This is a genomic window from Pseudomonas brassicacearum (assembly GCF_000585995.1).
Lineage (GTDB): Bacteria > Pseudomonadota > Gammaproteobacteria > Pseudomonadales > Pseudomonadaceae > Aquipseudomonas > Aquipseudomonas brassicacearum_A.
In genome coordinates this window covers 4,320,395-4,344,597 of the sequence record NZ_CP007410.1, presented here as the reverse complement: position 1 = coordinate 4,344,597, position 24,203 = coordinate 4,320,395, and the positions used below count along the sequence as shown (strand labels likewise).

The 24,203-nt window shown below is 52.4% G+C and carries 19 protein-coding genes and 4 pseudogenes; 9 read left to right on the top strand and 14 right to left on the bottom strand.

Annotated features, from left to right (window positions below):
* Positions 1-10 precede the first annotated feature (10 nt).
* From CD58_RS18355 to CD58_RS31945, 7 genes are all read right to left on the bottom strand, one after another.
* Positions 11-760 (bottom strand): hypothetical protein, encoded by a 750-nt coding sequence (locus tag CD58_RS18355; protein WP_025214456.1) that lies wholly within the window; start codon positions 758-760, stop codon positions 11-13.
* A 688-nt stretch (positions 761-1,448) separates the two neighbouring features.
* Positions 1,449-2,726, bottom strand: a complete 1,278-nt coding sequence (locus tag CD58_RS18350) for an O-acetylhomoserine aminocarboxypropyltransferase/cysteine synthase family protein (RefSeq protein ID WP_025214455.1) — start codon at positions 2,724-2,726, stop codon at positions 1,449-1,451.
* 1,024 nt (positions 2,727-3,750) lie between these two features.
* Positions 3,751-4,713: a GlxA family transcriptional regulator gene (locus CD58_RS18345; RefSeq protein WP_025214454.1), complete on the bottom strand. Its 963-nt coding sequence runs from the start codon at positions 4,711-4,713 to the stop codon at positions 3,751-3,753.
* A gap of 486 nt (positions 4,714-5,199) precedes the next feature.
* On the bottom strand, positions 5,200-5,529 hold the full coding sequence (locus tag CD58_RS18340; protein ID WP_025214453.1) for a carboxymuconolactone decarboxylase family protein: 330 nt from the start codon (positions 5,527-5,529) through the stop codon (positions 5,200-5,202).
* A 52-nt stretch (positions 5,530-5,581) separates the two neighbouring features.
* On the bottom strand, positions 5,582-7,261 hold the full coding sequence (locus tag CD58_RS18335; protein ID WP_025214452.1) for an FUSC family protein: 1,680 nt from the start codon (positions 7,259-7,261) through the stop codon (positions 5,582-5,584).
* A complete protein-coding gene (locus tag CD58_RS18330) occupies positions 7,258-8,139 on the bottom strand; it encodes an HlyD family secretion protein (RefSeq protein ID WP_025214451.1) in 882 nt (293 codons plus the stop codon). Before CD58_RS18330 ends, CD58_RS18335 begins: the two co-directional genes overlap by 4 nt.
* Positions 8,136-8,303: a hypothetical protein gene (locus CD58_RS31945; RefSeq protein ID WP_375538861.1), complete on the bottom strand. Its 168-nt coding sequence runs from the start codon at positions 8,301-8,303 to the stop codon at positions 8,136-8,138. The genes CD58_RS18330 and CD58_RS31945 overlap by 4 nt, the downstream gene beginning before the upstream one ends.
* On the opposite strand from CD58_RS31945, the gene CD58_RS18320 reads away from it, so the two are divergent.
* Positions 8,248-9,219: an IclR family transcriptional regulator gene (locus CD58_RS18320; RefSeq protein ID WP_223528804.1), complete on the top strand. Its 972-nt coding sequence runs from the start codon at positions 8,248-8,250 to the stop codon at positions 9,217-9,219. The genes CD58_RS31945 and CD58_RS18320 overlap by 56 nt on opposite strands.
* A gap of 146 nt (positions 9,220-9,365) precedes the next feature.
* On the opposite strand, the gene CD58_RS18315 is transcribed toward CD58_RS18320, so the two are convergent.
* Entirely contained in the window at positions 9,366-9,911 is a 546-nt protein-coding gene (locus tag CD58_RS18315; protein ID WP_025214448.1) for a cysteine hydrolase family protein, read from the bottom strand.
* 97 nt (positions 9,912-10,008) lie between these two features.
* Positions 10,009-10,899: an MBL fold metallo-hydrolase gene (locus tag CD58_RS18310; protein WP_025214447.1), complete on the bottom strand. Its 891-nt coding sequence runs from the start codon at positions 10,897-10,899 to the stop codon at positions 10,009-10,011.
* 133 nt (positions 10,900-11,032) lie between these two features.
* Between CD58_RS18310 and CD58_RS18305 the strand changes: the two genes are divergently transcribed.
* Positions 11,033-12,061, top strand: coding sequence for a GlxA family transcriptional regulator (locus CD58_RS18305; RefSeq protein WP_025214446.1), 1,029 nt, complete (start codon positions 11,033-11,035; stop codon positions 12,059-12,061).
* Positions 12,062-12,075: 14 nt separating this feature from the next.
* On the opposite strand, the pseudogene CD58_RS18300 reads toward CD58_RS18305, so the two are convergent.
* Positions 12,076-12,627, bottom strand: a pseudogene (locus CD58_RS18300) (hypothetical protein); the annotation flags it as partial.
* Between CD58_RS18300 and CD58_RS29395 the strand changes: the two are divergent.
* Positions 12,626-12,760: pseudogene (locus tag CD58_RS29395) on the top strand (helix-turn-helix domain-containing protein); the annotation flags it as partial. The pseudogenes CD58_RS18300 and CD58_RS29395 overlap by 2 nt on opposite strands.
* Before the next feature lie 180 nt (positions 12,761-12,940).
* Here CD58_RS29395 and CD58_RS18295 read toward each other — a convergent pair.
* Positions 12,941-14,256, bottom strand: a pseudogene (locus CD58_RS18295) (TonB-dependent receptor); the annotation flags it as partial.
* A 2-nt stretch (positions 14,257-14,258) separates the two neighbouring features.
* Between CD58_RS18295 and CD58_RS31500 the strand changes: the two are divergent.
* Positions 14,259-14,408 (top strand): annotated as a pseudogene (locus CD58_RS31500) (GlxA family transcriptional regulator); the annotation flags it as partial.
* A 35-nt stretch (positions 14,409-14,443) separates the two neighbouring features.
* On the opposite strand, the gene CD58_RS18290 reads toward CD58_RS31500, so the two are convergent.
* Positions 14,444-16,429 (bottom strand): TonB-dependent receptor, encoded by a 1,986-nt coding sequence (locus tag CD58_RS18290; protein WP_038436690.1) that lies wholly within the window; start codon positions 16,427-16,429, stop codon positions 14,444-14,446.
* 202 nt (positions 16,430-16,631) lie between these two features.
* Positions 16,632-17,021: a DUF2946 domain-containing protein gene (locus CD58_RS18285; protein ID WP_025214443.1), complete on the bottom strand. Its 390-nt coding sequence runs from the start codon at positions 17,019-17,021 to the stop codon at positions 16,632-16,634.
* 175 nt (positions 17,022-17,196) lie between these two features.
* On the opposite strand from CD58_RS18285, the gene CD58_RS18280 reads away from it, so the two are divergent.
* Both CD58_RS18280 and CD58_RS18275 read left to right on the top strand, forming a co-directional pair.
* The gene (locus CD58_RS18280; RefSeq protein ID WP_025214442.1) at positions 17,197-18,081 is read left to right on the top strand and encodes a LysR family transcriptional regulator; all 885 of its coding nucleotides are present in this window, start codon (positions 17,197-17,199) and stop codon (positions 18,079-18,081) included.
* Between the two features lie 183 nt (positions 18,082-18,264).
* Entirely contained in the window at positions 18,265-19,191 is a 927-nt protein-coding gene (locus tag CD58_RS18275) for an AEC family transporter (RefSeq protein WP_025214441.1), read from the top strand.
* 298 nt (positions 19,192-19,489) lie between these two features.
* Here the strand turns inward: CD58_RS18275 and metC are convergent, their stop codons facing one another.
* Entirely contained in the window at positions 19,490-20,680 is a 1,191-nt protein-coding gene (gene metC, locus CD58_RS18270; protein ID WP_025214440.1) for a cystathionine beta-lyase, read from the bottom strand.
* A gap of 376 nt (positions 20,681-21,056) precedes the next feature.
* On the opposite strand from metC, the gene CD58_RS18265 reads away from it, so the two are divergent.
* From CD58_RS18265 to CD58_RS18255, 3 genes are all read left to right on the top strand, one after another.
* Entirely contained in the window at positions 21,057-22,541 is a 1,485-nt protein-coding gene (locus CD58_RS18265; protein ID WP_025214439.1) for an amino acid permease, read from the top strand.
* 107 nt (positions 22,542-22,648) lie between these two features.
* Positions 22,649-23,212, top strand: a complete 564-nt coding sequence (locus CD58_RS18260; protein WP_025214438.1) for a TetR/AcrR family transcriptional regulator — start codon at positions 22,649-22,651, stop codon at positions 23,210-23,212.
* A 363-nt stretch (positions 23,213-23,575) separates the two neighbouring features.
* On the top strand, positions 23,576-24,130 hold the full coding sequence (locus CD58_RS18255) for an OsmC family protein (RefSeq protein ID WP_025214437.1): 555 nt from the start codon (positions 23,576-23,578) through the stop codon (positions 24,128-24,130).
* Positions 24,131-24,203: the final 73 nt, after the last annotated feature.

The following is a 24,203-nucleotide window of genomic DNA, read 5'->3' as shown; positions in this document are numbered from 1 at the left end:
GCAATCCGTCTCATTGATTTATGAGGCTGCGCTTACCAGCAGCAAATTTTTCGTCCAACGTACGCTTGGTTATGCCCGGTACGTTTTTATAGTGAGCGGTTAGCGCGTCAACGATGGCCGCTTGGGATTGGAAAACTGACAATGGTTTTCCAGACGGGGACTTATCGAGAAACAGGTTGACCATCGACCCGATAATATTTAGATAAACGGCTTCGCTACGATCGCTGACTTTATGATTAGTCTTGAGCAAGTGATGTATGTTCTTTCTTTCTAGTCCAATGGCTTCTAGGTCGCTAAGTAATTGCTCATGAGCTGCCTCCAAAGCCTTTAGTTTTACTTGCAATGCTTCTCGATCCGCTTGCAATTCTAAGTATGTTTCAATGCTAATGCCATTTTTTTGATGGAGGGGCTCCCCAAAGAGAAACTCTGGTCGTTGGTCAGGGTAATATCGCGACATCCAACATTTTAGATCAGTGTGACGGACGGTTATGTGGTCGTAATTAACGGGAGTGCCAATGGCCACCGGTACGCCGAAACATCCATAAGCGAGCTCCCCATGTTGAATGGCATCGAGAATTTTTTCCGTGTTTACATGCAGGCAGGGCCACTGCGGGAAATTAGTTTTGAGTCTGCTTGGACAGTGCTGAGCCACTTCGAGTATTTCTCTTTCATAGGTGGTCAAGTTGCACCAGCGCAAGGCTGCATCAACGGGTCTGTAAAAGAGTTTTGCATAAAGGTTACAGCTTTGGTTTGCGTACATAACGAATCACTCCATTGAGATGTTTTGCTCCTTAGCTTGCAAGTGAACGTATGGCTATTTTGGTGTGCTGCGAATCCCGAGTCTTAAAGAGAGGGGGGGGGCGCCACGGTTGAGATATATGATGATCGTTTCGTAATGGTGTATTTATATTTTGTATGATTATAGAAGAGGTGATTTATTGGTGTGTTTGTGGAAGTTGTTGTTCGTCGTGTGAGTTCTCTTGATCTTGGCAGAAAAAAACAGGGGGTTGAGGTCCGCGGCGTTGACGGGGTTGCAAGTTTTAAACTGCGAGGTTGTTTTTTTGTATAATGTTCTTATGGGCCAGATTTATCTGATATTTTATCAATAAGATGCAATTTATAAAATAAATTCTATTTTTATCATGGTGCTACGTTCGCTTCTCGCAAAAATGTCAAATTATTGATTTTTTACGCCATATTGGACTTCGGGCTCGCCATTATTAGGATTGGGTCGATGGTATCAGAGGAGGGCGACGGCGCCAGGTGCCCGAACTGTTTTCTCCGGGACTTGGCGACGTTCGCGAAAAATTAAGAACAGTGAATATACGGCGATTGTAGTCAAGCAAAGGGCATCACCACACAGTACATCTGCGGCTTCGCAGAACCTATGGCCGCCTACTGAATGAGCAATGCGGATAGGATATAACGCCCTAGCCGACCTTCTCGCCTCACATTTGAGACGAGCCCAGCGCCTGGCTCAGATCGTCGATAAGGTCTTCAATCGCCTCGATGCCTACCGACAGACGAATCATTTCGGGCTTCACGCCAGCCTTTGCTTGTTCCTGCTGGTTCATTTGCCGATGGGTAGTGGAAGCCGGATGGCAGGCAAGCGACTTGGCGTCACCGATGTTGACCAGTCGCTTGAAGATTTGCAGAGCATCATAGAAGCGCACGCCTGCGTCATAGCCGCCCTTCAAACCAAACGATAGGATCGCCGACGGTTTACCCTGCATGTATTTTTGTGCTAGTGCGTGATGAGGATGGTCCGGGAGACCGGCGTAGCTGACCCATTCCACTTCAGCATGGCTCTGCAGGAATTGCGCAACTTTCAGGGCGTTGTCGGTGTGACGCTCCATGCGCAGCGCGAGCGTTTCCAGGCCTTGCAGCAGCAGGAACGCGTTCATGGGTGCCAGTGCCGCGCCGGTGTTGCGCAATGGCACTGTGCGTGCGCGCGCGATGAAGGCGGCGGGCCCGAACTTCTCGGTATAAATCACGTCATGGTACGCCGGCTCGGGCTGGTTGAGGCTGGGGAATTTTTGCGGGTATTGGGTCCAAGGGAAATTGCCGCTGTCGATGATCACACCGCCCAGGGAATTGCCGTGTCCGCCGACGTACTTGGTCACGGAATGCACAACGATATCGGCCCCAAACTGAATCGGCTTGCAGAGGATAGGCGTAGCCACCGTGTTGTCGACCATCAGCGGTACGCCGCGGGTGTGAGCAGCTTCAGCCAGGGCTTCGAGATCAATGATGTTACCCGCCGGGTTGCCGATGCTTTCGCAGTACACCAGCTTGGTGTCGTCGTCGATCAGTTCGGCGATAGCCTCGGCAGAGTCATCTCGGGCAAAACGCACATCCACGCCAAAGCTTGGCAACAGGTGTGCGAAGAGAGTGTAGGTGCCGCCATAGAGCTGTGGAGTGGTGACGATATTGTCACCTGCGCGGGTTAACGTTTGGATCGCATAATGGATTGCCGCGCTGCCGGCCGATACGGCCAGCCCTGCCACGCCGCCTTCGAGGGCGGCCATCCTTTGTTCCAGCACATCATTGGTGGGGTTCATGATTCTGGTGTAAATGTTGCCCGGCACGTCCAGGTTGAATAGGTCAGCACCGTGTTGGGCGTTATCGAATTCGAAAGCAACATTCTGATAAATAGGCACTGCGACAGCCTTGGTGGTCGGGTCCGACTTGAAGCCATGGTGCAGCGCGATGGTGGCGTCTTTCATGATTGGTATTGATCCCTTTAAATTGTTCCGGATTTTGCGGCACGAAGATTTTTGTCGAAGTCGATTATGCCGACTTTCGAGTGCTTTGACCCGGTAAGTCCAAATCTGCCGAAGGGGGGGCGCCCACAACGCTGCGCGCAGAATTTATGTGAAGGCGTTCCACAATTTCTGGTGATCACGCGTTCGCGGCATGACATTAAACGCAGATCAGACAGCACACAATCTCCAGACACGAGTCGCCGTCATGACTTTGCCAGGAGGTGCGGGCAACTGCTTCCTGCGACTGTTTAAGGATCGTCTTGGACTCATGCGCGAGTGCATATCAAATCGGGGCCGCGTACGAACTGTGGGTACATGCGGAGCTCGGAGGATTTTTGGATTTTGGTTTGTGGCAGCGCCTTCTCAGAGCCGCGGAGTAGTCTTACCCTTCAGTGTTCAAGGTTTTTTCAAAGTAAAGTTTCGTACATCTGGAAGCTAATAACGTTAGAAGGGTCTGCAATGATTCAGAGGAAAAGTGATTATGCATTGAGGCTGCATCAATCCAAGTGAATTTTATAATCCAGCTGTTGAGGTTTGTACTTTGCGTGAGATCGTACTCAACGCATTGTGGCGAAAGTCTTTTTATGTTTTTTAGTCGCGATAAGATCTCCATGTGCAGGTTGTTATCCAATTTTACTTGTAGCTCGATTGTGTTGATTGCCAGTTTGGACATGGGGGAGTCTCTGACGCTGAACATGAAGGAAGGTATCCAAGCGTGTTATCTATACGGTGTTAGATGCTAAGGTTTGATCTCCAAGTCTTAGTCTCTGTCGCCTCTGAACAGGCTATTTGAGGTGGGGTAATTTAAAGAAAATTTTTCATGAGGAAATGACAAAATATTGATCATGTCCGCCAGATTTTGGCGGATGTCGCTTCAAGGCGATCAAGCTATTTAGCTCTTTGCTATTGATAGGTGAGATGACGCTCAGGATTGGGGAAGGCGTTTTTTGCCAAAAATATCGCTGCGTTGTGAGCGTTGGCAACGTTATTCGGTCGAATTGAAGCGTGCGCGATGCTCCTTGGGGGTGATGCCAAAATTCTTCACAAACCTTCTGATGAGGGTTGATTCACTACCTAGCCCGCAGTACTGGGCTATGGTTTTGAGTGGTTTGTTTGAGCTTGTAAGCATATCGCGGGCAGCGTCTAGTCGGAGCAGTTCCACCATTTTGCTTGGTGTTTTTTGCATCGATTCCGAGTATTTGCGTATGAAGGTTCTTTCGCTCATATTCATGAAGTTTGCGAGCACTGGTACTGTTAAATCGGTGCTTAGGTTTTCACTAATCCATGCATGCAAATCTGAGAATTGACTGCTCTTCGATTGCAGGGTTAGGGAAGAGCTGAATTGATTCTGATCTCCAGGGCGTTTGAGGAACATTACCAGATATCGAGCAACCTCCAGCGCAACGGTATGTCCCAAATCTTTCTCGACGATCGATAATGCTAGATCAATCCCTGATGTCACACCTGCTGATGTCCATATGTGGTCATCATTAATAAATATTGGGCCTCGTTTAATTATTATTGATGGAAAGTTTCTTTCCAGTTCGTCGTACGCCGACCAGTGAGTGGTTGCTTTCCGGCCGTCAAGTTTTCCGGCGCAGGCTAGTGCGAATATACCAGTGCAAACAGAAATCAGGCGCTCGGCTTTGTCTACATGGTTTATGAAGTGTGTGACGAACTTCGGGTCTTTACAGAAATCATATATGCCTGGTCCGCCGGGTACAATTAAGGTGTGCGGTGAAGAGGTTTCTGCTTGCAGCGTTTCAGTGTTTATTGAGAAATTTGAGCATATCTCAGTGGTTGGATCTAACGCTAAAATGGAAATCGTATACGGTTGATGGTTTTGGCGGGAGAAGCGGTTGGCTGCCGTGAACACGTCGAGAGGCCCTGCCAAGTCAAGCAAACTTACGTTCGGGTAGGTGATGAACTGTATGGATTTGGGGCGCATAAACAGCTATTCCAAGAGGCAAAGACTGGACACGTTCACTGACGACTTACGGAGCAATTTTGAGCACTCGATCGCCCTCTCGCAATAGATATCTATGCGCTTTTTCGGAACATCGTCATGATTTTTTGATGGACGGATTGCCTGAGCGCTAAAACAAGGAATTGCCCTACCTCGAACGCAGGTTGAGAAGGCGCTGCCTGGCGGCAATAGGCGTTACATTTAGCTCGGCAACGGCTGCAGAGAGCTTCGATATCACGACGGCTTAGAGAGTTCGCAACGCTCAAAGTCACCAGGATTGCGCCGTATTGCCAGTCGGTGCTGCTTGGCAGGGCGTCACTACTTTGGAAAAGAGAGATCAATTGTAACGAGCGTCGGCTGCGCTGCAGGTGGCGGCTCAACCTTAAGCTCGTACCCGATCTCTCTGACAATAGAGCCGCTTTGCCTCAATCGTTAGGTTTTCATGGTCTGGGCAAAGCTCTTCGGCCTCTACTTCGTGTCAGCGATGTTTTTCATCGCTTGCCAGCCATGGGTAATACCTCCACCAGCACGAAGGGCCGTCGCCACCATGATTGCTTCAGCCACATCTTGCTTCGACGCACCCGCGTTGACTGCTCGCTTGGCATGGTCGGCAATGCAGTAGGAACACTGTGTAGTGACGGCTACTCCCACGGCGATCAGCTCCCGTGTGGCTAGGTTAAGGCTGCCGACATCCTTGTTGAAGACAGCTTTATCGAAGTTGAAAAAAGCTGCGACCATCTCGGGAGCGGCGTCTTGCAGGTCGCCCATGTAGTTTGCGTCAGCCTGATGGTTGTGCATTTCGGAGTACCTTTGAGTTCGGTGTTAAGGAGTGGAGGTAAATTCGAAGCTTTCATTGTTCATCTGATGCGAGCTTCATGCGGTGGCCAGACTCGAGTAAGTTGAGCCCGCGCAGCGTCAATGCCCTGCCGGTCGGCGTTTGCGGCTCGTATGCAGCGAGACAGGAAAGACGCTCGGCTGCACGTTGGTTGAGCCAATCGGCTGATCGCCCCTTCTTACCCATCTCTTTCAGGTCTAAGTAGAGTGCTCTGATAACTCGTCGCTGAAGCCATGTATGTTTGGGCGGCCCTATAAGATCAAATCCTGCGTATAACAAGCCGAGGCCTGCTGCGATTCCCAATCCAGTGGACAGGCACTGATCAATTGCGAATGTCATGTAGTTGCTTGGCTGAACAAGCACCGCCAGGGTGAGGCAAAAACCGAGACCGTAAGGTGCGAGTGACGGTGAAGTCATGCTCATCAGCCCCAGAAAAAGAGGTGCAGAAAGCACCAGTATCAACATCTCGAAATCGCCCGAACCCTGCGCAAGCGAACTGAGTACAAACAGGATGGCAATAGGGATGGCAATCAAGGCTCCCCCCAGTAACTTGGCGGTTGCCACGCGCGGCACTGGGTGTGAGGAGAATGCCTGGGAGAGCAAGGCAGGTAGCACGATCATCATGATGAGTGCGGCTTGTTCGCCTGACAGAATCCATATGGCGATAGCGCTCAGGAAAACAAGTGAGCTTCGCAGCGCCGCTCTCAGTCCGACGAGCCAGTCACGATGTCGATTGAACCGTGGAAAGCGCTGCGTCCCGTGCGATCTTTCAGCGATTGAATCGCAGGCCCCATGCATCGCTGAAAGTGCCTCGGATACTTTCTTCAGGCTCTCTGCCTCGAGCGAGCTGCAGCCATGAGCGTGGTGATCGACGAAACGGGCCAGCATCTCCGATAAACGCTTTGGGTTATCACTCAATATGCGCTCGATGGTTTGTCCCCATGCAACGATGGTCAAGGCGTTGCTGGCGGCGAGTAGGGCTGCATCGATATTGCTTGCCAGTTCATAGCGTCCTGCATTGGCGTCATCGTTTATGGAAGTGGACAAGGCGATGATGCCTATGCGCTGCTGATGGACAGCTGCTGGATTTGATTGAGCGTGAAGAATCGCCGAGACGTGGGTGAGGCTCAAATCCCGTAGGCGATTCATACCCGTCTCCAGCACCTTCTGCACCTTGAAGGGATAAAGCAGGACGCTGGTCAGGATGGAACTGCTGGCTCCGACCAGAACTTCGCTCAACCGAGCCCGAATCACCATAAAGATCGATCCGCTGCTGGTATTTGCAGGATCGGCCAAGGCGAAAAGTACAATCAGAATCGCTGTAACACTCACTAATGACGTTGCGAATACAAAATTGACATGCCGCATGGTCGAGGCGATTGTAGAAGTGACGGCAACGCACAGCGCGAGTGCTCCAATAGCTAACACAGGATATGGCGTCAAATTGTCCAAGATCAGTACCGCTATCACGGCGCCAACCGTTGATCCCAGAGCAAGGCATGCCGCTTTTTCGATGACCAATCCGGCCTCGGGGCGAGCCTGGAGCATCATTGACGCCACCATCGCCCAGAATGGCTTGTCCAGATCCAGGCTCATCGAAATCGCTAGAGCGAGCGTAACGGCACACAGCCCCTTGCAAGCGAATACCAAGCTGCGCAAGTCAGGCGCCAAGTAGTGCTTCAGTGCGTCTCTCATGGTCTGCCCCTCTCAGTGGGGCGCTGATGAATCCTCACCGATGCGCTCATGCCAGCGATCAAGCGCGTGCTCGCAGCGTTCGCCTCCAGCTTTATGTCGACCGGTATGCGTTGCGCCAGTCGCACCCAGTTGAATGCCTGCTGTACTTGAGGCAGCAACATTGGATCTGCTTGTGTGTTGGTATTGGCGACGCCTCTGGCGATGCTTTGGACGCGGCCACTAATCGAAGGCCCTCCGAACATGAACGACACCTCGGCCATATCCCCCTCACGTATATCGAGAAGCTTCGTTTCCTCGAAGTAGGCAGTCACGTAAAACGAATCGTTTTTGATGAGTGAGAAGGCGGGAGCCCCCTGGGCTACGTAGTTGCCTTCCTGCAATCTGACGTTGGTGATCGTACCGTCAGCTGGCGCAACCACGGATGTGCGGGCGAGGTTGATCCTCGCGGTTTCCCACTGCGCCTTGTTGACCTCATATTGGGATTTGGCCAGCAAGACTTGGGAGTGGGCGTTATCCAAATCCTCAGCGCTTATGGCGTTGATCCTGGCCAATGGAACACGGCGGCTCTCCAGAAGTGCTGCAAGCTCCCAAGCGTGCTTTGAGTGTTCCATTCGGGCTTTCGACTCGTTCACGAGGGAGCGATAACGGACGGGATCAATTTCAAAAAGCAGATCGCCTTTATTTACCACCTGGTTGTCTCGCACTTCGAGCCTGGTCACCCAGCCCGCTACATCGGGTGCTACGACCACTACATCGGCCCGAACTCGCCCATCTCGCGTCCAGGGTGAGAGTTGGTAGTGCTTCCATGTCCACGACCCCGCCAGCACCGCGCAACATGAGATCAGTAACGTCACGCAGACCCGAATTGCCGAATTCATTTCCATCCACCATCGAGAAAGGCGAGGGCGCTGGCGATGTAGAAGACGAATAGGGAAAGCCCCAGCCATGAGCGCTTCCAAATCCATTGCTGTATTGCCCATTGCGGAATGAGCACATACGTAATCCAGGTCAGGGATGCCGCAGCGCCAACGCAGATCACCATTGGGGTAATCAGCAGGCCTGCGACTGAAAATTCACGCAACATCGTCAGCCTCGCACTTGTGATGTATCGCAATGCGGTAACTGTACCGCAAAATAATATTGTATCGCAATATGATACAGTGACCGAAAAAGTGGAGGTGTCCATGGACGAGCGGGTTCAAGCAGGCGTCAGCGATGAGCGTAGTGGGGGTATTCAGGTCATTGCACGCGCGGCAAAAATTCTGAATGTATTGGGAAGAAGCGCTGGCGGGATGAGTTTGGGCGAAATAGCCCAAGCTGTAGATTTGCCTCGCTCAACGGTGCAACGCATCGTAGGAGCGCTCGAAGAGCAGGGAATGATTCGTACTGAAGGCGCTGGCGGAATCAGCCTTGGCGCGGGTTTGTTGAGGCTCGTCGCGAACGCCCATGTCGACCGTATGACCGTCGTCCGCCCTTGGCTGCATAAGCTGAGCGAGAGGGTTCAAGAGACGGTTGTCTTTTCTAGACCTGCCGGAATCCAACTGATCGTTGAGGATCGTGTAGTTGCTGATCGTGAGTTGCAGGTGATGCCACGCCTTGGCCAACTGGATACGCCACTCTATGGAACGTCTGCTGGACGGGCTCTTCTCGCTTTAGACCAAGATGAGGATGTGAAAGAGTTGTTTGCAGCTGAAAGCGCTACCCAGGGAAACACGTCGGAATTCCAGAGTCTTTTCAATCAGCTGGCCGATATTCGGAAAACAGGGCTTTCAAGCGATCACGGCGAACTCATTGAGGGCATCACCACTACAGCAGTCGCGCTAGATACCGTGTTAGGCCGTTTCGCAATATCAATGCCCATCCCCACATTGCGTTTCGAAAGGAATCGCAGTGTTTACGTTGAGGAGTTATTGAGCTGCAAGCAAGGGTTGCTCAAAGAAATAGGTATAGACGGCTAACGCGCGAACGGAGAGTTCCGAGAGGTCAGCCTGACCGATCCCGAGGCCATGGAAACGTGGAGGGTTGCCCCCGCCATCAGCTTATTTATGCGTTTACGATGAAAGCCAGGGCCCAATGGGCCCCGGCAAGTTTTGTCGTCACGCGGTCAGGCCGAGAGGTAATCTTCCACCGACTTGACGGTGGCGTAACCGAACTCGAACGCTGCCATCATCGTGGCGTGTGCGTGAGCAGCAGGAACGTTAACACCACCAAATGTGAGATCCAGGGTGGCGCAGGCGTCATGCAGCACCGTAACGGGGTAGCCCATGTCTGCCGCCGCGCGCACTACGGCATCGATGCACATGTGACTCATTGCACCGATTACCACGAGTTCCTCGATGTCCGCTGCTTCCAACTGCTGCTTAAGATCCGTTTCCCGGAAGGCGTTGATGTGTGCTTTTACAATCACAGGCTCATTACCCAGAGGTGCAACAGCAGGCTGGGTTTGCGCACCGTTCGAGCCTTTGACGAAGATTGGAGCGCGTTCATCGTTGGACTCATGCCGTATGTGAAAAACCGGAGCTCCTATATCGCGCGAGTGGCTGATCACTCGGACAGCATTCGCTACAGCAGCTACGATGCCGTCTAACGGCAATTTGCCTGTGGGCAGGTATTCATTTTGCAGGTCAACTACTACAAGGCCACGTTTCATGAACGATCTCCGGTCGAATTATCCGAGCTAAGCATGCGGCTTGAAGGTTGAAGTCGACAGATAGAACACCTGCATTTCCAACCTCAAAAAATTTAAGTCAGAACTCCAGTGATGCGCCATCTTCGGGTATCTCTACGCGACTCTCGATACCGTGCTCTTTGACGTAAGTGCGCAATTCCTTGCGGGTCAGCGACATGTGGTTGACTGCGTCCATGTGCACGGCAACAATTTTGGCGTTTTTTGCGGCCTGTGAAGCGCGCAGAACATCCTCTTCACCCATGATGATCGCGCCCTCGAACCCGTTTACCTTCGCTTTCCCGGCGTTGAGTACGATGACTTCAGGGTGATATTTCTCAATAGTTTGGTCTACCTCTTTACGCCAGATAGTGTCGCCGGCTAGGTAGAGAGTTTTGTAGCCTGGCGCTTCAAACACAACGCCCATGGCCTCGCCTAGAAGTTTGGCGAGTGGGGGAGCGGCATACATTTCGTCGGTGCCGTGCTGACCACCTGCTTTGGTGATTTTGACGCCGCCGAATTCCGCTTCGTCTGTCAGAACGCGTACGTTCTTGAACCCTTGCGAGCGAATCAGCTTCGCATCGTCCTCATGCTGCGTGAACAGCGGGATGTCTTTCGGCAGCGCTTTTTGTGCGGCATCATCCCAGTGGTCGAGATGCGTATGAGTGACGATGACGGCGTCAACACCAGAGATTACTTTTTCTGGCGACTCGGTCAGATCGACAAGTGGGTTGCGCAGGTTACTACGGTAGGTATTTTCAAATCCTGGGTAGGTTCCCTTTTGGGACAGCATCGGGTCGATCAGAAAGGTTGTGCCACCGTAGGAGATTTTTACCGTTGCGTTACGAACTTGCTGCAAGTCGACTTTATGGGCCGCGTCCGGGGAATTGGGAGTGTCGGAGCTCGCAAATGCGGGTGAGGCCGCGGCAGTGCAGGCAAGGCTAAGGGCGATTGGAAGTGTTTTAAAGTTCATCTCGTTAATCCTGTTATTGCATCAGTGACTCTATTGTTGCCCAATGCTCTGGGACTCAACAGTGGCCTGAATGACAGATTCCGATATAATTGGGCCACGATACCTGCGCTGTTCTCGAATATGAGGCTGACTGATGCAATCCACACGCGTTGCTGTTCTGGCTTTTGACGGTGTCAGCCTGTTTCATCTTTCCGTGCCTGGAATGGTGCTAGGAACAGCTCAATCCGCACCCGGTGAACCTCATTACGAGGTCAGTTACTGTGCAGAGACGCCGGGAATGGTGATAAGCGACCAAGGCATAGGCTTAGCGGTCGATCATGGCCTGGAACTGATGGAGACATCCGACGTAATTGTCATTCCGGCGTGGGGCGATCATTCTGTCGCAGCGTCTGCGCAGCTTGTGCAAGCCTTACAGCGTGCAAATGCCCAAGACAAGCTCATCGTCGGGCTATGTCTGGGAGCATTCGTGCTCGGCGATGCAGGACTTCTTGATGGCAAAGAAGCAACCACTCACTGGGCAGTCAGAGACGAGTTTGGGCGACGGTTCCCAGAAGTTCGTTTCAGGCCTGAAGTGCTGTATGTCAGTGATGGCAACATCATCACCTCTGCGGGAACTGTGGCAGCAATTGATTGTTGTCTGCATCTAATACGTCAGCGACTCGGTGCTGATGTTGCCAATCGCACTGCGAAGATGCTGGTGACGCCGCCGCACAGGCAGGGAGGCCAGGCTCAGTACGTAGAGCATCCTGTGCCGCAGCTGTCTAGCGAGACTCATTTGTCTAATGTACTGGCGTGGGCCCGAATGAACCTTGCGAGTGATCTGTCGCTCGATTTGCTGGCGGACATGGCGAAAATGAGTCGGCGCACTTTTACCAGGCGATTTAGGGAGGCGACCGGCAGCACCGTCTCAAAATGGTTGAATGCTGAGCGAGTCGCCAGAGCACAACAGCTGCTCGAAACGACCGACTTACCTATCGAGTGTGTCGCCGGTGAGGCGGGTTTCGGAACGCCTTTGTCGTTGAGACAACAGTTCGGCGTTCACCTTGGCACTTCACCCTCTGAGTATCGGCGAATGTTTTTCCGTGAAATGAAGCCAGGCCCGAAGGCGGGCGGCAATGAGCACACGGCCGAGTCATTTACCCATTCCCAGGTAAAAGTTTAATCATGCCTCGTGGCTCAGGCAGCAAGATTCCTGACGACAGCGAGCAGCGCCTGCAGCGGATGTGAGACGGTTACTCCATCCTGTCGTTTCACCTGGCTTCGGCAAGAATATCCGTCGGCCACTAACCGGCCAGAAGCATTAAATCTTTTCACAAGCGGCGCCCAGGATTGTTTGTAGATCACTACAGAAGTTCTGGTGTTCTTCGTCTCATGCCCATAGGTGCCGGACATGCCGCAGCACCCGCTGGCTTGAACGCTCATTTTCAGTCCCATGCGCTCATAGACTTGTTGCCAAAGGACGATGCTGTTTGGCTCATTTGTCTTTTCAGTGCAGTGGGGAAGGAAATGATAGGGATCGGCATCTTTCACAATCTGCGACTGTGGAAGCATATTGGCGAGCCACTCCTGCGGCAGTAGTACGGTAGGAACCTTGTGACTGCCAAGCGTCTTCGCATACTCCTGGCGATACACCAACGTCATCGCGGGATCGAGGCCCACCAGCGGTATCTCGTGCTTCTGAAGCTGGTGCAACGCTTCACCGTTGAAACGTGCGGCCTTTTCAAAAGCTTTTCAACTAGGCTTCCAGGAACCCAGTGCCTTTCATCGTGCGTTTAAGAAATGGACTGGGGAGAGTCCCGGACAATATCGCCTGCGACTTCAAGCGTGTGCCGATGAATCTCAAAGTTCTGAACCGTCATGAAAAAGAACGGGGCTATCGGTTGTGATGGCTGGTCGGAAGACTAATTGATTCCACAAAGTAGTCCCGTATAAATATGGCGGGTGACATGTAAGCGCTGCTAGCGGGCCGTTCGCGTGTAGAACGGCCAGCTAATTGCGTCATGTTCGACCATAGCGCTGCAGCGCTATGGCACTTTGCTCGTCAATAATTCCACTGCATAGCGACCTCCAGGCTGCGCGGCTCCCCCAGGTAATATTGGGTGTTGCTCTGGTGGATGAAACGGGCGTAGACCTCGTCGGTCAGGTTACGTAGACGCGCGCTGAGCTGCACGTGTTTGTCCAGGTCATGGACAAACAATAGACGGTGTACGAAGGCCCCCACGTCGTATTGGCGGTATTGGCGTAGACCGACGATACGTAGCGCACGTCGACCCCAAGTTGCCAGTCAGGAGCCACGTCATAAGTCAGCCAGAGATTGGCTACGCGGTCGGGAATGTTCACCGGATTCTTGCCTTTGCGCGAGAACACAACACCGGCGATGGTTTCATTGAACTCGTCGTACTCAGCCCTTACCCAACTGAAGTTACCGGCCGCCAATAGCTTGGGCGTGATCTTGAATGAAGCGGCCAGCTCTATGCCGGTGGAGGTTTGTTGACCCGCTTGTTCGGTGGTGTTGGGCACCGTCGAGGAGGGGACGGAGATGTTCTTGCGCACGATGCGGTAGGCCGCGGCGGTGGCCGAGCCGCGACCGTCAAGAAAATCGAACTTGCTGCCCACCTCGAATTGGCGACCAGTGCTCAAGTCGAAGTCGCTCACCTGGGCAATGGAGGCGCTGGTAAGCGTCCCTCCCGGCGGCTCGGCCGAGGTACCGTATTGGGTATAAAGGCTGACATTCGACGTCAGGTCGTACACCAGGCCCAGGCGTCCCGTGATTGCATCCCAACGCTTGTCGAGCCTGGCCTGCGCCGCATGATCGACGATCTCGAAGTCGATATGGTCATAGCGCAGCGCAGTGATCAGCGCCAGTTGCTCGGTCAGGCGCGTGCGGTTCTCGACGAACGCCGACGAGGTATCGGTCCACGTGCTGCGATCTTTAGTGCGCGGTGCATCCATCCCCGGAATGTCCAGGAAGTGGCCCGGCTCGAAGCCATCTGGATCGATGGTGTCGAAGGCGCCTTTGGACAACGGGTAATTGGTTTGCTGGTTGGTGTTGTAATCCACGCCCAGCGCCCAATCGCTGGCCAGGCCGAACAGTTGAGCCTGGTGAGTCAACTCGATTCGGTCACCGTTGACCTCCTGGTCGTGCCGCTGGCGGTAACCGCCGGAGCGGGCGATGGCGCTGTTGTCGCTGTTATAGCGGTAGACCTCAAGGTTGCGGTAATCGCGCTGGCCATCGTAGTGGTAGAAGGTATTGCGCAACTGGGTATTGTCGTCCAGCTGGTAGTCCGTGATCGAGCGTATCCAGCGGGTGCGCTGCTCGTAGCGGCCATCCTCGACGTTGTAGTTGTTGAAGCGGTTGAGCAGGTTTTGGCACCACCTTATCCTTGAGGCAACAATTCGGCGTTCAGCTCGGCACCTCGCCTTCTGAGTACAGGCGAATGTTTTGTCGTGAAATGAGCCCGGTCCGAAAGACGAGCAACAGTGAGCACACTGCCGAACTGTCTAGCTAATGACTGGAACCGAAAAGCTTCAGTCATTATCGCCCCTAGAAATCTACGGTCACTCCGGTATAAAACGCGCGACCATCACCTGGCGAGTGGAGGGATGCCTGAGCACCGTCCGGGTCGTACCAGACGTATTCGTAATATCGGTTTGTGAGGTTCTTCAGTTGCAGATCGACGCTCACTGACCGCGTTACCTTGTAGGTTGCGCCAAGGTTCATCAGCACGTAGCCGCCATAAGTTCCCTTCGTGTTTTCCCGTTCAAGGTAGTAGTTAGTCTGACCGTTCATCCAGGCAGTCAGCTGTAATGCAGGTGTCGCGTCATAGCTGATGCCCACGTTGTATAGGTGATGCGGGATATGGTCGATTTCCTGACCTTCGCTGTTAGGCAGAGTGGCGCTCGGCTGGAGGATTTTCGAATACTGCCAGGAGTACGCCATCCATATTTCGGTGCGATCGTTTGGGTGCAGGTTCATCTGCAAGTCATAACCCCACCGCCGAGTTTCACCAACGTTGTCTGACTCACCACTCGGGTCGTTCAGCCGGCGACTGACTTCACCTGAAGCCTCTTGCTGCCAATAGGCAACACGCCCGTCCACCCAGTCAGCCGGCGTGAACTTGATTCCGGTTTCCCAGCCTTCGTTGATCGACGGTGCTAGGTCGGTATCCCTGGGCGGAATCTTATAAGCCGCAGCCCCGGTGCCCACTTGAAAGGTACGTCCCCAATTCGCGTAGAAGCTGGCCACATCCCACGGCGAATACACGACGTTGATTTTCGGCTGTTTGATCAACCCGTAGTCGTTGATGTCGTAGTCCATGCCGGTCATCTCATTGGTGAAATCGCCTTGGATCTTGTCGACCCGATAGGCCGGTATGATCTTCAGAGATTCAAGCGGTTTGATCTCGGCCTGGACATAAGCGCCATAGGTATCGAAGTCGAACTGCTGGTCGCGCGTAGTCGCCAGACGCGCACGGTCTTTGGTGCGATAGCGCTCACTTTTGTTTTGCTGCTGTTGTATGTCTGTACCACCTTCCAGGGCGAAATCGTAAAGCCAACTGACTTCCGGGCGCCAAGTCAGAGAGGTGAGCGCCCCATATTGCGTTTCGTAGTTGTCACGCTCCTGCTGCGAGCTCGAACTCCAGTATTGTGTCCAGCGCCTGTCATCGAAGGTGTTGACGTAGCTCTTCGCTGACCAGGCAAGGGTGTCAGCCAGGTCTGTATCGAAATGCAGACTGACCTGGTTCATGCGCCGGGTGCCCTTGTCGGTTGAGTTGAAGCTGTTAGTCATTTCCGGATGATGTCGGGCATCATCCTCAGCCAGATAACCTGGCTCCTGAGCCTCGGTTTCGTAATGACGAGTGACCAATCCGATGCGGTAGCTGCCGTCGTCCGGCATATAGAACCATTTGCCTGACATTGAGAACTTGTCTGCCTCGGCATGATCCCGGTAGCCATCGGATTTTTGATAGGCGAAGAAGTAATTCTGAGTCCAGTTGCTGCTCTCAAAGCCCTTGGCGATTTGGGCTTCCTGAGTATTGAAGCTGCCATAACGCAGCCGCGCCTTGTTGTAGTCGCCACCCGTGCGGGTCAGCATATTGACGTTGCCAGCAATGTTATTCAGTCCATAACGCGCATCACTGGTGCCACGCACCACCTCGATGCTGTCCAGCTCCATGGGGAAAATCATGTCCATGTACGGCATGTTGCCGTCATTGCTGTTGCTCGGAATGCCGTCGATCAGCAATTTGACCGCGTTCACTTCCCCTTCGCCATTGAAGCCTCGAAAGGAGATTTTGCCAGAGGTGGTGCCTTGATTGAACTCGGTCAGCATCACCCCAGGCGCGCGGCTGAACAGCTCCCAACTGTAGTTGACCGGCATCTTTTCAAGGATGTCAGCACCCAGAATATCAACTGAGCTAAGCACGCTACTTGTGCTTAACGGTCCGCTGGCGGAACCTTGAATGCTGACTGCACCCAGGGTCAGGGTCGAACTTTCGACTCTGCTGGCTTCAGCTAATGCCACTGACATCGGGCTCAACGTGAGCACGCCTATTGAAAACAGGGGCCATAGGGGACGGTGCACAGACAAACGCGTTGCGGGGCGCAAAGTAGTTGAAGCAGGCATAGCACGCACTTCCTGATGATCAAGAAACTTTAAGGGCGTTCAGCGTCCATCGCAGGTCGCTAAAGAATTTAAAGATGGCAGCACCGCACTGTTAGCGGTGTTGTGATCAGGCGAAGGGGGAGGCGCGTGGACTCAAGCTGGGCCAACGGATCCGCGGATGCAGCGTCGGCAATTCAGGGTTTTCGAGGGCAGCGTTGGAAGTGTACTGCGGGAGAAAGTGCCGGTAGTAGTTGGACGGTAACGCTGCCAATCCTGCATGGCCGCAACAACAGTCGCCATGCTGCATGACAGGTTTCGACTGGGGCAGCTGCAAGGCATCAATCATCTTGCCGAGGTCTGCTGGCAAGGCCCTCAAGTTCCCGCCCGAACAAAAACCACCCCAAAGCATCAGGCGCACGTCCGGCGTCTGCATCGCACGACTCATCGGCATGGCGAACAGATTGAGTAGTACGGCCAGACAGGCAATCCAGGGACAAATGCGTTTCAACGAACCCATAGATGAAATCGCCGCGAAGGGGCGGCTATTTAGCCCGCTTTAATGACTGAAGTAAATTTTACCCGGGTGCGCCATATCGCCTCAGGTCATTGGAGAGGCAGGAGCGAGGCTCCATCCAAACCATGCGCCTGCCCCAACTGGTAAGCTCGGCCACCAATTTGCAGGATGAATGGCTATGTCATTACGCGCGCTTCGAACACTGCTTGCCATTGCCCAATACGGTTCTTTTGTTAGAGCAGCGGACGCCGTGCACCTGACCCAATCAGCTGTCAGCCTTCATGTTCGGTCTTTGGAGGAGGATTTCAATACACGCCTGTTTGACCGCTCACGACGGTTGCCGGTGCTGACGGATGCAGGCCATATTGCCGTTGAGCGCGCGCGAGAAATTCTAGCCCTATACGACGGGATCTCCTCCGAGATTGGAGGCGACACTGAGTTGCGCGGCAGGCTCAGAATCGGTGCCATTCATACAGCGCTGGCGAGCGCCTTGCCCCTCGCGTTGTCGGCAATGCGTGCTGAGCATCCTCACCTGCGCATTACTGTTGCGTCGGGAATGTCCGCTGAGTTGGCCACGCGCGTGGAGGCGGGCGAGCTTGACGTTGCGATCACCACGGAGCCGGTGAAGCCACACCCTTATGGCCTGGCAAGCACGGTACTTTACGAGGAAGGGTTCTGGATCATCGCGCCGGTGTCTCATGCGCATGAGGACTTGAAGCTTCTACTCAAAAGCCAGCCGTTCATTCGATTTGATCCTCGCGCCTGGGCAGGTCGAACGATTGAGCGAGAGCTTCGCGCTATGCGGCTGCGCGTGCAGACCAGCATGGAACTGGATAGCCAGGATGCGATTATCCAGATGGTCTCAAGCGGACTGGGCGTATCCATCATTCCACTCTCTGGACATCAAGTCGCAAGCTTGAAAACACTGGCCGTTGGGCCGTTCGGCATGCCTCAAAAAACCAGGCGCGTGGTATTGCTGGAGCGCGAAGATCGTCCCCTTGGGCGACTGGCGGTAGCCCTGGCGAACGCGGTGAAAGCGCATGTCTTGCACGATAAACCATGAGTAATACTTGTTGATTGCTGAAGTTTAAAACGTTTTTATTTTGGAGTCCGACCTCTTATCGTGGTCCTCGTACAAGTGAGTTCTTGAGGGCACCATGATCACTGGACCTGCCGTAGACATGCCGCTGATGAGCCGACTGATTGTGGGATGTGAACCGTCGGCACAAAAAACCAAGGCACGCGTATGACCCTTTCCTTGTTGACTGCCTTGTTGCCCATCGCACTACTGATCGTGCTGGGCGCGTGGCTCAAGCGTCGTCAATTTCTGACGGATACTTTTTGGGCACAGGCAGAGCGCCTGGCGTATTACGTGTTGCTGCCTTCTCTTTTCTTTCACGGACTGGCGACCGCCAACCTTGATGGCGTGCCCTTTCAAAGCATGGTTTCGGTGCTCGTATTCTCGACTGTGGTGGTATCGCTAATGTTGTTGGGCGCGAAGTCGCTGATCACCATGGACGATGCTGCGTTCACTTCGGTTTTTCAGGGTGGGATACGTTTCAATAACTACGTAGGCGTGTCGGCAGCCGCGGGCCTGTTCGGTGTGCAGGGTATAGCCCTGGCAGCGGTCGCGAACGCGGCCATAGTGCCCAGCGTGAACATCCTGTGCGTAATGGTATTCGCGAAGTACGGGTCAGCCGGCAGGATGCCATTTAGCAAAGTCCTCAAGCAGTTGGCATTGAACCCACTGATACTCGCGTGCTTCGCCGGCGGATTGATCCAGGTCTCGGGCTGGGGACTGCCTGTCGGTATTGAGCCGATGCTCAAGGCCTTGGGACAAGCGTCACTGCCGCTCGGATTGCTCTGCGTTGGTGCTGCGCTTGAGTTCGGAAGCATAAGACAATGGTTTCGCCCGGTGGGTTACTCGTCGCTGACCAAGTTTATAATCATGCCACTGGTTACGCTTTTGGCGTGCCACCTATTCGAACTTGAAGGAAAGGCCGCGGTTGCAGCACTTCTATTCCAGGCACTGCCCACAGCCTCATCCTCCTACATCATGGCAAGGCAATTAGGGGGAGACGCCCCCCTTATGGCTGGGATCATCGCTTGCCAGACCATGCTGGCAGGATTAGCACTTCCAGCGGTTATCCTCGTGATGGCCCAGTGGGTTTGAGTGTCAAGTGTTTACAAACATTGAGTAAAGTAAGACCGACAAGAAAGCGCCTCTGGTTCGATCGAGTGTGTCAGGTGTTACTCATTGACAAACGAGAGATGAGCAGACCACTTCAGGAAACTTTGCATCTGCCCCCCCTCGAACACCGTACTCCTGTTTGGAAAACGACTTTTGCTGCCGCGACACCGGGTCGAGTTATGAAGCGAGAACATGAGTTGGTGCCGGGCGGCCAAACCCTTCGGGTTGATCGCCTTCACGCGTTAGGCACAGCCCATAATGCGCTGTGCCTAACACAGTTTCATGAGTATTCGATAATCTGCTGGCTACGTAACATATTGAACCTCGCAAAGCCTTCTTCGAGATCGGAGATAAGATCAGATGGATCTTCAAGACCGATATGAAGCCGCACCAGGTGCCCGTCGACTTCCCAAGAGGTCGCACTTCTGACGGGTTTGGGGTCGGCAATCATCGCCAAGCTTTCAAAACCACCCCAAGAGTAACCAATTGAAAACAACGATAGGCTATCCAAAAGTGCATCTGCCGCTACTTGTGTTGAAGGTTTGGTCACGAAGGAGAGTAAACCGGACGCTCCTTTAAAATCCCTCTTCCATAACTGGTGCTGAGGGTGAGATTCTAATGCAGGATAATAAACCGCTTTCACCTCCTCGCGTGTCTCCAACCACTTGGCGACAATCGTAGCGTTTCTGTAATGACGCTCCAGTCGCACATCAAGTGTTCTCATGCCCCGGAGCGCCAGCGTCACGTCATCTGGACTCGCAAATAAGCCCATGCTGAAATGGAATCGTTTGAGGCTGTCCCACGCGCGCTTGGAGGCTGATACGGTGCCAAGAACCGCATCGGAGTGACCGACGATATATTTCGTAGCTGCCATGATGGACAGATCAACACCAAGTTCCAATGAAGGAAAGTAAAGCGGGGTGCCCCAAGTGTTGTCTGCAATAACTAGGATGTCATGATCATGTGCAACCTTGGCTATAGCAGGGAGGTCTTGTATTTCCAAAGTCAAGGAGCCAGGAGATTCGGTATAGATCGCTTTAGTGTTCGGCTTGAGCAAGTCAACGATTCCGGCTCCTATTGTCGGATCGTAAAACGAGACCTCAATCCCCAGCCGTTGACCCACCTGCTCACAAAAAGCCCTTATCGGCGCATACACATTGTCGGCAACTAGCAGATGATCCCCAGTTCCCACGACAGACAGTATGGCAGTCGTGCATGCCGAGAGCCCTGAAGGACAAAGAACCGTGCCTTCCGCTCCCTCCAACTGCTGGAGGGCCTGAGTCAATGCCTCTGTCGAAGGGTTATTCCACCGGCCATACGAATATTTTTGGCGACCCTCGCGCATCGATTCCGATGTAGGAAAAGCTACGGTGGAGCCCCGGTAAACCGGTGTATTCACGAAACCATGATGCTGATTGGGGTTGATAGAAGCATGGGCGAGCAGGGTTTGCACGGTTTTATATTTCTTCATACAGGCTGCCATTTCTTGAGTAGTGGGGGCGTGTCGTTGCGCGTGTCACTGAGATTAAAGTACTAAATTTATTAAATGTCTACCATCTGGTTTGCGTTTAGTAAAAACGTCTTTAAAAACAGAGAGTTATCCTTGTATTATAAAATCTATTGCATGGCTACCGAGTAGATGGTAGGTTTTTCGTGCCTGATGGTTTCGGCCTTTTCGACCGAAATGTGATGCTTATGGCGCGCGAGGACATTTCTAGAGCGAGGCCTAATAACCGTAATGGTGAAGGCGCGGTGCGCTCTCTTTCTTCTCTTTGAAGCTGGGGAGGAAAGACTTAAGTTTGCAAGGGATAAGAAAAATATCTGCAAATTAATTGTTTGGGTGACACATGAAAAAGAAAAACGTACAGCCCGCTCCAGCCGTTCAGTGTGAAAGCGAATTGAGAGACAGATCGAACTGGCTTGACTCTCATGAAAGTGGCTACTCAAAACACCTAAAAAAACGCCATGTGCAGATGATGGCACTCGGCGGAGCTATCGGCACTGGGTTGTTCTTGGGAGCAGGGGCCAGACTTCAAATTGCCGGGCCTGCACTTGCGGTGGTGTATTTAGTGTGTGGAGTTTTCGCCTTTTTCATACTAAGAGCATTGGGTGAGCTGGTTATGCACCGCCCTAGCAGCGGGAGTTTTGTATCTTATACTAGAGAGTTTATGGGGGAGCGCGCCTCCTTTGTAGCGGGCTGGATGTACTTCTTGGTTTGGGCACTAACGGGTGTAGTTGACATAACAGCGATTGCGATATACATGAAATACTGGAGCGTTTTTTCGGACGTTCCACAGTGGATATTCGCGCTTAGCGCCTTGGGCGTTGTGACATTGATGAACATGGTTGGTGTCAAATGGTTTGGTGAAATGGAGTTTTGGTTTGCTGTTATTAAGGTGGCAGCTATCAGCATTTTTTTGATTGTCGGCTCGTTTTTTTTTGCAACTGGCCACGAGGTGGCGGGGCACATCCCGGGTCTGCATTTGATCTCGGATAATGGAGGTGTTTTTCCCCATGGCTTTCTGCCGGCGATTATTATCGTGCAAGGCGTAATTTTTGCTTATGCGAGTATAGAGTTGGTGGGAACCGCTGCTGGTGAGACGGCAGATGCCAAAAGGGTCATCCCTAAAGCAATCAATGGCGTGGTTTGGAGAATAGGGCTTTTTTACGTAGGCTCGGTATTCTTGCTAGTCACTGTATTGCCGTGGACGGCCTACAGCGCTAATGTCAGCCCTTTCGTGACGTTCTTTGAAGCGCTCGGCATTCCTGGAATTGGCTCCGTTATGAATATCGTTGTAATGACTGCCGCACTCTCTAGTCTGAACTCAGGCTTGTACGCAACGGGGCGGGTACTGAGATCGCTAGCCATGGGAGGATCTGCCCCCAAGATGTTTAAACGTATGAGCACCCAAGGGGTTCCCTATATGGGGATCTTAGTGACAATGGGGATCAACGTATTTGGCGTGCTATTGAATTTTCTAATTCCGTCCCAGCTATTTGAGCTGCTGCTTAATCTAGTTTCTCTGGGGATCCTTTCCACTTGGGCATTCATTGTACTTTCTCAAATAATGTATCGTCGTGCGGTGAAGAGAGGTGAAGCCGAGATGGTCTCGTTTAGAATGCCAGGTGCTCCGTTTACTTCTTGGCTGACCCTGGGTTTCTTGCTCGTAGTGCTGGTGCTATTGGGTTTCGATTATCCTAATGGAACATATACTGTTTTATCTATACCGGTAGTCGCTGGAGCTCTAATGCTGGGTTGGGCAAAGGCCGTCCGTTCCAAAGCCGTGCGCTCGGAAAAAATAGAGAACAGTTCGAGCCATGTAGGAGTATAGCTTAATGCCAATGAGAGCACGGTTTATGACGTGCTTTCATCGCTTTAAGTTGAATCGTTGCTGTAAAGCAGTTAATATGCGTGTGTCAATAATGCAAGGTAAGATTTATGAGTACTCGTTCTGACCTTTTAACCACTGCCGAGCTGTTGCTGCGTACCAAAGGGTACGCTGCATTTAGCTATGCCGATTTGGCTGACGAAATTGGTATAAAAAAGGCGAGTATTCATCATCACTTTCCTACAAAGGAAGGGCTTGGAATTGCCGTTATTGATAGCTATCTTTTTAGGTTTGTGAAGAGTCTAGAATTGATAAATGAAGAGAGCACCGACACGATCGTTCGGTTGAGAGAGTTTTCTAAGCTGTTTATTGATAGCTCAAAAAATGGAATGCTACCCTTATGTGGTGCGCTCGCTGCCGAACTTTCTGCTCTGCCGGACAGTCTTAAGGATTTGACTAGGAGGTTTTTTGAAATCCATATTGCTTGGTTGGAAAATAATCTCGCATTGGGTCAATCTGAAAAGGTTATAAAGGCGGATCTTAATCCCAGAACAGTTTCACGGGCGATATTGAGCTTGCTTGAGGGTAGCAGTTTTGTATCTTGGGCGCTCAATGATACAGTTGTTGATCAGTCTGGGTTTGATTTGATATTGAATAGTATTGTCGTTTCGTAATATACACTGAGAATCAGATTACCAAAATCAGTAGGAAGCCTTTCACGTTGTGTTTGCCCATCTTATTAGGTGGGCTTCATATTTCTACCCCCTCTGCAGTCCACCTCAACAGCTGATCTAATCCCACAAATAGGTTTTCTGTTCGCACACACCTTCCAAGCGTTTCTCCGCCTGTCAGATCGGACAGGCGGTACTTCGCCATAAGCTACGTTTAATTAGGGATAGGAGCTGATCGCACCGTTAGCACGTGGGAGGTGGGGTACCAGGTCAAAGAATTTTATTGCTAGCAAACCTACTAATAGGTAGGATTGCTGTGCGTAACATTTATCCAGCCAAAAAATGCGTTCAATAGAGGGTTTTTTAATGACAACTAATCTGAATGGTATTGATGTCGTAGCTCTGCAGCAGTTTGCTCAAGGTGTTGCGGAGGATGCGAATAAGCGTCACGCGAGCTTCAACGTCAATACCCAGTGGAAAGGCCAGACGCGCTCTGTGGCGAAAGTCAGCCGTTACAGCTTAGCCGGTGAAACCTATTCGCGTGATTTCGAAATCGTCGCCGATGAGCCAATTGAACTGTTAGGTCAGAACTCGGCGCCAAATCCTCAAGAGCTGCTGATGGCCGCGCTGAACGCCTGTATGGCGGTAGGTTACGCAGCTAACGCAGCCATGATGGGCATTAAAATCCACAGTCTGGAAATTGAGACCGACGGCACTCTCGATTTGCGTGGTTTTCTGGGCATCGACGAGAGCGTAAACCCAGGGTACGACCAAGTGCGGGTCGTAATCCGTCTTCACACCGATGCACCTCTTGAGCGTGTAGAAGAACTGCACAAAAATGTAATTAAAACATCAGTTAATTACGCGAATTTCTCCAAAGCCATCCGCATGGTGCCAACCCTCGAGGTTCGTGAGGACTGATATTATCAGATCTTTCATCTTTACAACCTTGAGAGCGCCAGTAGGCAAGGCCTACTGGCGTTGCTACCTTTGC